We start from the raw sequence: 6,194 nt of genomic DNA, 5'->3' as shown, positions 1-6,194 counted from the left end.
GCCGCGGAGCACCCGTACGGTGCCAGCAGGAGCCAGCGTCGGCACCGACGCCCGGCGGAGCCGGGGTGCACGGAGGCACCCCCGCCGCCGACGCTGCACCCAGGACCAATGGAGGTCTGCCGTGCGCGAGCTGTCCGGGAGCGAACGCTTCACCATCACCGCGAACAACCGCGAGATCGAGGTCTACGGCGGGCTGACGATCCTCCAGGCCCTGCTCAAGGAGGGCATCGACGTCCCGTCGCTGTGCCACGACATCCGGCTCAAGCGCTCCAACGGCAGCTGCGGGCTGTGCGTCGTCGAGGTCGGCGCGGACCAGCCGCGCGACGTCAAGGCCTGCCTCACGCCCGTGACGCCCGGCATGGTCATCGCCACCCACACCCCGCGGCTCGAGGAGTACCGCAAGGTCCGCCTGCAGCAGCTGCTGTGCGACCACAACGCCGACTGCGTCGCGCCGTGCGTGCAGACCTGCCCGGCGAACATCGACATCCAGACGTACCTGCACCACGTCGCCGACGGCAACTACGAGGCCGCGATCCGCGTCATCAAGGACCGCAACCCCTTCCCGTCCGTGTGCGGTCGCGTGTGCCCCCACCCGTGCGAGGCGGAGTGCCGCCGCAACCTCGTCGACGAGCCCGTGGCGATCAACGCCGTCAAGCGGTTCGCCTCGGACTGGGACATGGCGCGCGACGAGCCGTGGATCCCGCGCGTGGTCGAGTCGACGGGCAAGAAGATCGCGATCGTCGGCGCCGGGCCCTCCGGCCTGTCCGCGGCGTTCTACGCCGCGCTCGCCGGCCACCAGGTCACCGTCTTCGAGCGCCGCAGCTGGCCCGGCGGCATGATGCGCTACGGCATCCCGGAGTACCGCCTGCCCAAGGCGACGCTCGACCAGGAGATCGGGATCATCCAGTCCCTCGGCGTGGAGATCATCACGCGCAAGGCCCTGGGCACCCACATCAACCTCGAGGACCTCAAGCGCGACTTCGACGCCGTCTACCTGGCGATCGGCTCCTGGCGGGCCACCCCGCTGCGGATCGACGGCGAGGACACCAAGGGCGTCTACCTCGGCATCCAGTACCTCGAGCAGGTCACCAAGGACATCGAGATCCCGCTCGGCAAGACCGTGCTGGTCATCGGCGGCGGCAACACCGCGATCGACTGCGCCCGCACGGCGCTGCGCAAGGGCGCCGACAAGGTCAAGCTCGTCTACCGCCGCACGCGCGACGAGATGCCCGCGCAGGCGTTCGAGGTCGAGGAGGCGCTGCGCGAGGGGGTCGAGATGATCTTCCTCACCTCCCCGGAGCGGATCAGCACGCTCGACCACATCAAGCAGCTGCACTGCCTGAAGATGGAGCTGGGCGAGCCCGACCGCTCCGGCCGGCGGCGCCCGCTCCCGATCGAGGGCAGCGACTTCGTCATCGAGGCGGACACGATCATCGGGGCGATCGGCCAGAGCACCGACACCGGCTTCCTCTACAACGACCTGCCGGTGCGCCTCAACAAGTGGGGCGACATCGACGTCGACGGCTTCACGATGCAGTCCTCCGAGACGAAGATCTTCGCCGGCGGCGACTGCGTCACCGGGCCGGCGACCGTCATCCAGGCCGTCGCCGCCGGGCGCCGGGCAGCGATGGCGATCGACGAGTTCGTCACGCGCGGGTACGTGCGGCCCAGCCAGGAGGACTTCGCGTGCAGCCGCGGCTCTCTGGAGGACCTGCCGCGGGCCGAGTTCGAGGACATCCCGTCGCTGGCCCGCGCGGTCATGCCGGAGCTGCACCCGACCGAGCGCGTGCACAGCTTCGTCGAGGTGGAGACGGGCCTGACCGAGGCGCAGGCACGCGCCGAGGCCGAGCGGTGCCTGGAGTGCGGCTGCTCCAAGCAGAACAGCTGCATGCTGCGCGACGAGGCGACCTCGCACGGCGTGACGTTCGCCGCGCCCCTGCACGTGCGGCCGTTCACGCCGATCGTGCGCGACCACCCCTTCATCATCCGCGACAACAACAAGTGCATCTCGTGCGGGCGCTGCGTCGCGGCGTGCGCCGAGATCGAGGGTCCCGGCGTGCTGGCGTTCCAGTTCCACGAGGGCCGCCTCACCGTCGGGACGCACAACGACCTGCCGCTGGGGCTGACGGACTGCGTCTCGTGCGGCCAGTGCGTGCGGGCGTGCCCGTGCGGCGCGCTGGACTACGTGCGCGAGCGCGGCGACGTCTTCACCGCGATCAACGACCCGTCCAAGGTGGTGGTCGGGTTCGTCGCCCCCGCCGTGCGCAGCGTCATCGCGGCGGAGTACGGGATCCCGTTCGACGAGGCCTCGGCCTTCATCGCCGGGGCCATGCGGCAGATCGGCTTCGACAAGGTGTTCGACTTCGCCTTCGCCGCCGACCTGACGATCATGGAGGAGACCACGGAGTTCCTGGGCCGCGTGGGCGGCGGCGGCGTCATGCCGCTGTTCACCTCGTGCTGCCCCGGCTGGGTCAACCTCGTCGAGCGCCGCTACCCCGAGATGATCCCGCACCTGTCCAGCTGCAAGTCCCCGCAGCAGATGATGGGCGCGACGGTGAAGAACCACTTCGCAGAGCTCGCGGAGGTCAGCCTGGACGACCTCTACGTCGTCTCGATCGTGCCGTGCCTCGCCAAGAAGTTCGAGGCCGCACGGCCCGAGTTCGCCCCGGACGGCGTGCGCGACGTCGACGCCGTGCTGACCACCACCGAGTTCCTCGAGATGGTCCAGATGCTGCGCCTCGAGCCGCAGGACATCACCCCCACCGAGTACGACGCGCCCTACGCGCGGGTCAGCGGCGCGGGCGTGCTCTTCGGTGCCTCGGGCGGCGTGGCAGAGGCCGCGCTGCGGATGGCCGTCGAGAAGCTCACCGGCGAGCAGCTGGTCGACCGCCTCGACTTCCACGACGTCCGCGGGTTCCAGGGCTTCAAGGAGGCCACGGTCGAGGCCGGCGGTGCCACGGTGCGCGTCGCGGTGATCTCGGGCCTCAACAACGCCGAGCCGCTGGTCAAGCGGATCGTCGCAGGCGAGAAGGTCGAGTACGACCTCGTCGAGATCATGGCGTGCCCCGGCGGCTGCATCAACGGTGCGGGTCACCCCGTCCCGGACATGGTGGGCGAGATGGCGGCCCGCCAGAAGGTGCTCATCGACATCGACCAGGTGTCGCGCTACCGCAAGTCCCAGGAGAACCCCGACATCCTGCGGCTCTACGACGACTTCTACGGCGAGCCGAACTCCGACAAGGCCCACCACCTGCTGCACACCACGTTCGCCCCGTTCCGGGAGGCCCCGTGCAGCCCGGCCCGGCTCGAGGAGCGTGCCGCCGAGCTGGCGGCCGAGCGCGCGGCGACCACGGGCGCGACGTCATGAGGCGGCGCCTGCTGCCCCTGGTGGCCGCGGTCGGTGTGCTCGGCCTGCTCGCCGGGTGCGGGGGGACGACGACGGCCGAGCCGGCGACCTCCGCGACCGCCGAGGCGACGGTGGAGCCTGCCGAGGCCCCTGCCGAACCGACGACCATCCGGATCGCGTCGCTCAAGGGCCCGACGACGATGGGTCTCGTGGGCCTCATGGCCGACGCCGCGGCGGGCGAGACCGCCGAGGACTACCAGGTGACGATGTACGGCACCCCGGACGAGATCGTGCCGCTGGTGGTCCAGGGCGGGGTGGACGTCGCGCTGGTGCCGGCCAACCTCGCCGCCGTGCTCTACGCGCGCACGCTCGACGCCGACGGCGCCCAGGTGCAGGTGGCCGCGATCAACACGCTCGGCATGCTCGAGGTGCTCGAGGCCGGTGACACCGTGCACAGCGTCGCCGACCTCGCCGGCCGCACGGTCTACAGCACGGGCAAGGGCGCGTCCCCCGAGTACGTCCTCAACTACCTCCTGGCGAGCAACGGACTGGACCCGGCCACGGACGTCACGGTCGAGTTCAAGAGCGAGGCGACCGAGGTCGCGGCGCTGCTGGCCGCGGAGCCAGGTGCCGTGGGCGTGCTGCCCCAGCCGTACGTCACCGTGCTGCAGACGCAGAACCCCGCGATCCGCACCGCGCTGAGCCTGTCCGACGAGTGGGCGGCGGTGACCCCGGACTCCCAGATGGTGACGGGCGTCGTCGTGGTCCGCACGGCGTTCCTCGCCGAGCACCCCGAGGCCTTCGAGACCTTCCTCGACGACTACGAGGCCTCGACGGAGTTCACCAACGAGCACCCTGCCGAGGCGGCCACGCTCATCGCCGAGGCCGGGATCGTCCCGGCCGCGCCGATCGCCGAGGCTGCGATCCCCGCGTGCAACATCACCTTCATCGACGGTGACGAGCTGCGCACCGTGCTCGGCGGGTACCTCCAGGTGCTCGCGGACGCCGATCCGGCCGCGGTCGGCGGGTCCGTGCCGGGCGATGACTTCTACTACCGCCGCTAGACCCGGCATCGGCTGGCGGCGGGCCGCGCGCCCGCTGCTCGTCGTGGCCTTCTGGGCCGCCGTGTGGCAGGTGGCGGCGCTGGTCGTCGACCAGCGGATCCTGCTCGTGGGTCCCGGCGGGGTGCTCGTCCGGCTCGGGGAGCTGGTGGTCACCGCGGGGTTCTGGGCCACCGTCGCGCACTCGCTCGGGCGGATCGTGGCGGGCTTCGCGCTCGCCGCCGTGGTGGGCGTGCTCGCGGCGGCGCTCGCCGCGACGTCGCGCGTGGTCGACGCGCTGCTCACCCCGCTGCTCGCGGCCGTGCGCACCACCCCGGTGGTGAGCTTCATCATCCTCGTGCTGCTGTGGGCGGACAGCGGGCAGCTCGCCGTGGTCATCGCCTTCCTCATGGTGCTGCCCGTGCTCTACACGACGGTGCTCGAGGGGATCCGTCAGCGCGACCGCGCCCTGCTCGAGGTGGCGCAGGTCTTCGACGTGCCGCTGCTGCGCCGGCTGCCGGCCATCGACGTGCCAGCGGTGCTGCCGTACTTCAGCGCCGGCTGCCGCATCGGCGTGGGCCTGGCGTGGAAGAGCGGGATCGCCGCCGAGGTGATCGGCCTGCCGCAGGGGAGCATCGGCGAACGGCTCTACGAGGCGAAGATCTTCCTGTCCAGCGCGGACCTCTTCGCCTGGACCGTCGTCATCATCGCGCTGAGCGTTGGCGTCGAGAAGCTGGTGCTCGCGCTCCTCGACCGCCTCGAGCGTCGCCTCGCCCGGGGGCCGGCGGCATGATCACGCTGCGCGGGGTGCGCCGGAGCTTCGGGGACCAGGTGGTGCTCGACGGGCTCGACCTCGACCTGCCCGATGGCGAGGTCACGGCACTCATGGGCCCCAACGGCAGTGGCAAGACCACCCTGGCCCGCCTGCTGCTGGGGCTCGACGCGCCGGACGGCGGCACGATCGGCGGGCTGACCGACCACCGACGGGCGGCCGTCTTCCAGGAGGACCGGCTGTGCGCGCAGCTCACAGCGGTGAGCAACGTGCGCCTGGTCCTGGACCGGGGGGTGCGGGCGGCGGCCGTGGCGACGGAGCTGGCGCTCGTCGGGCTGAGCGCCGACACGATCGCCCAGCCCGTGCGCGAGCTCTCCGGCGGCCAGCGCCGCCGGGTCGCGATCGTCCGGGCCCTCATGGCCCCCGCCGACCTCGTGGTGCTGGACGAGCCGTTCACCGGGCTCGACGAGGCCGCGCGGCCGCTGGTCGTGGCCTACGTCCGCGAGCGCTGCGCCCACCGCACGACCCTGCTCATCACGCACGACCGCGCCGACGTCGAGGCCTTCGGCGCGCACCTGGTCGAGCTGGTGCGCCCGGGCTGACGAGCCCCGCAGTACCGCGGGCCTCAGCCCGTGCCCTCCCCGGTCGCGACCGGCCGCGCCGGGTCACGCACCCAGTGCGACCACGAGCCAGGGTAGAGCGCGAGGTCGAGACCGGCATCGTGGGCCGCGAGGACGATCTGGCTGGCCGTGACACCCGAGCCGCAGTACGCCGTCACCGGGCCGTCGGGGGCGCTCGACCCGATGAGCCCGGCCAGCAGCGCCCGCAGCTCGGGTGCCGGACGGTAGCGACCGTCGGGGCGCTGCAACAGCGTCGTGGGGCAGGAGACAGCCCCGGGGATGTGCCCGGCCACCGGGTCGACCGGCTCCACCTCACCGCGGTAGCGCTCCGCCGCGCGCGCGTCGAGCAGGGTCCCGGCCCGCCCGGCGACCACGTCGTCCACGGTCGCGACGGCCATGCCGCCGAGGCGCGCGAC

Annotated in this window: 5 protein-coding genes; 4 read left to right on the top strand and 1 reads right to left on the bottom strand. The window is 72.2% G+C overall.

Annotated features, from left to right (window positions below):
• Nucleotides 1-121 precede the first annotated feature (121 nt).
• Genes PKY62_RS11585 through PKY62_RS11570 form a run of 4 tightly spaced genes read left to right on the top strand, consistent with a single transcriptional unit; the run spans nucleotide 122 to nucleotide 5,760 of the window.
• The gene (locus tag PKY62_RS11585; RefSeq protein ID WP_324537121.1) at nucleotides 122-3,367 is read left to right on the top strand and encodes an NAD(P)-binding protein; all 3,246 of its coding nucleotides are present in this window, start codon (nucleotides 122-124) and stop codon (nucleotides 3,365-3,367) included.
• The gene (locus PKY62_RS11580; RefSeq protein WP_324537119.1) at nucleotides 3,364-4,410 is read left to right on the top strand and encodes an ABC transporter substrate-binding protein; all 1,047 of its coding nucleotides are present in this window, start codon (nucleotides 3,364-3,366) and stop codon (nucleotides 4,408-4,410) included. The genes PKY62_RS11585 and PKY62_RS11580 overlap by 4 nt, the downstream gene beginning before the upstream one ends.
• On the top strand, nucleotides 4,388-5,179 hold the full coding sequence (locus PKY62_RS11575; RefSeq protein WP_324537117.1) for an ABC transporter permease: 792 nt from the start codon (nucleotides 4,388-4,390) through the stop codon (nucleotides 5,177-5,179). The genes PKY62_RS11580 and PKY62_RS11575 overlap by 23 nt, the downstream gene beginning before the upstream one ends.
• Entirely contained in the window at nucleotides 5,176-5,760 is a 585-nt protein-coding gene (locus PKY62_RS11570; protein WP_324537115.1) for an ATP-binding cassette domain-containing protein, read from the top strand. The genes PKY62_RS11575 and PKY62_RS11570 overlap by 4 nt, the downstream gene beginning before the upstream one ends.
• 23 nt (nucleotides 5,761-5,783) lie before the next feature.
• Here PKY62_RS11570 and PKY62_RS11565 read toward each other — a convergent pair.
• The coding region (locus PKY62_RS11565; protein ID WP_324537113.1) for a sulfurtransferase at nucleotides 5,784-6,194 on the bottom strand (411 nt) is incomplete at its 5' end.

The organism is Actinotalea sp., from assembly GCF_035443605.1.
GTDB lineage: Bacteria > Actinomycetota > Actinomycetes > Actinomycetales > Cellulomonadaceae > Actinotalea.
Note: the sequence above shows the minus strand (reverse complement) of the source record. Positions and strands in the feature narration are given on the sequence as shown.

Excerpts from the sequence above, each read along its gene's own strand:
- PKY62_RS11580 (WP_324537119.1), top strand. The coding sequence starts at position 3,364 with ATGAGGCGGCGCCTGCTGCCCCTGGTGGCCGCGGTCGGTGTGCTCGGC.
- PKY62_RS11575 (WP_324537117.1), top strand. The coding sequence starts at position 4,388 with ATGACTTCTACTACCGCCGCTAGACCCGGCATCGGCTGGCGGCGGGCC.
- PKY62_RS11570 (WP_324537115.1), top strand. The coding sequence starts at position 5,176 with ATGATCACGCTGCGCGGGGTGCGCCGGAGCTTCGGGGACCAGGTGGTG.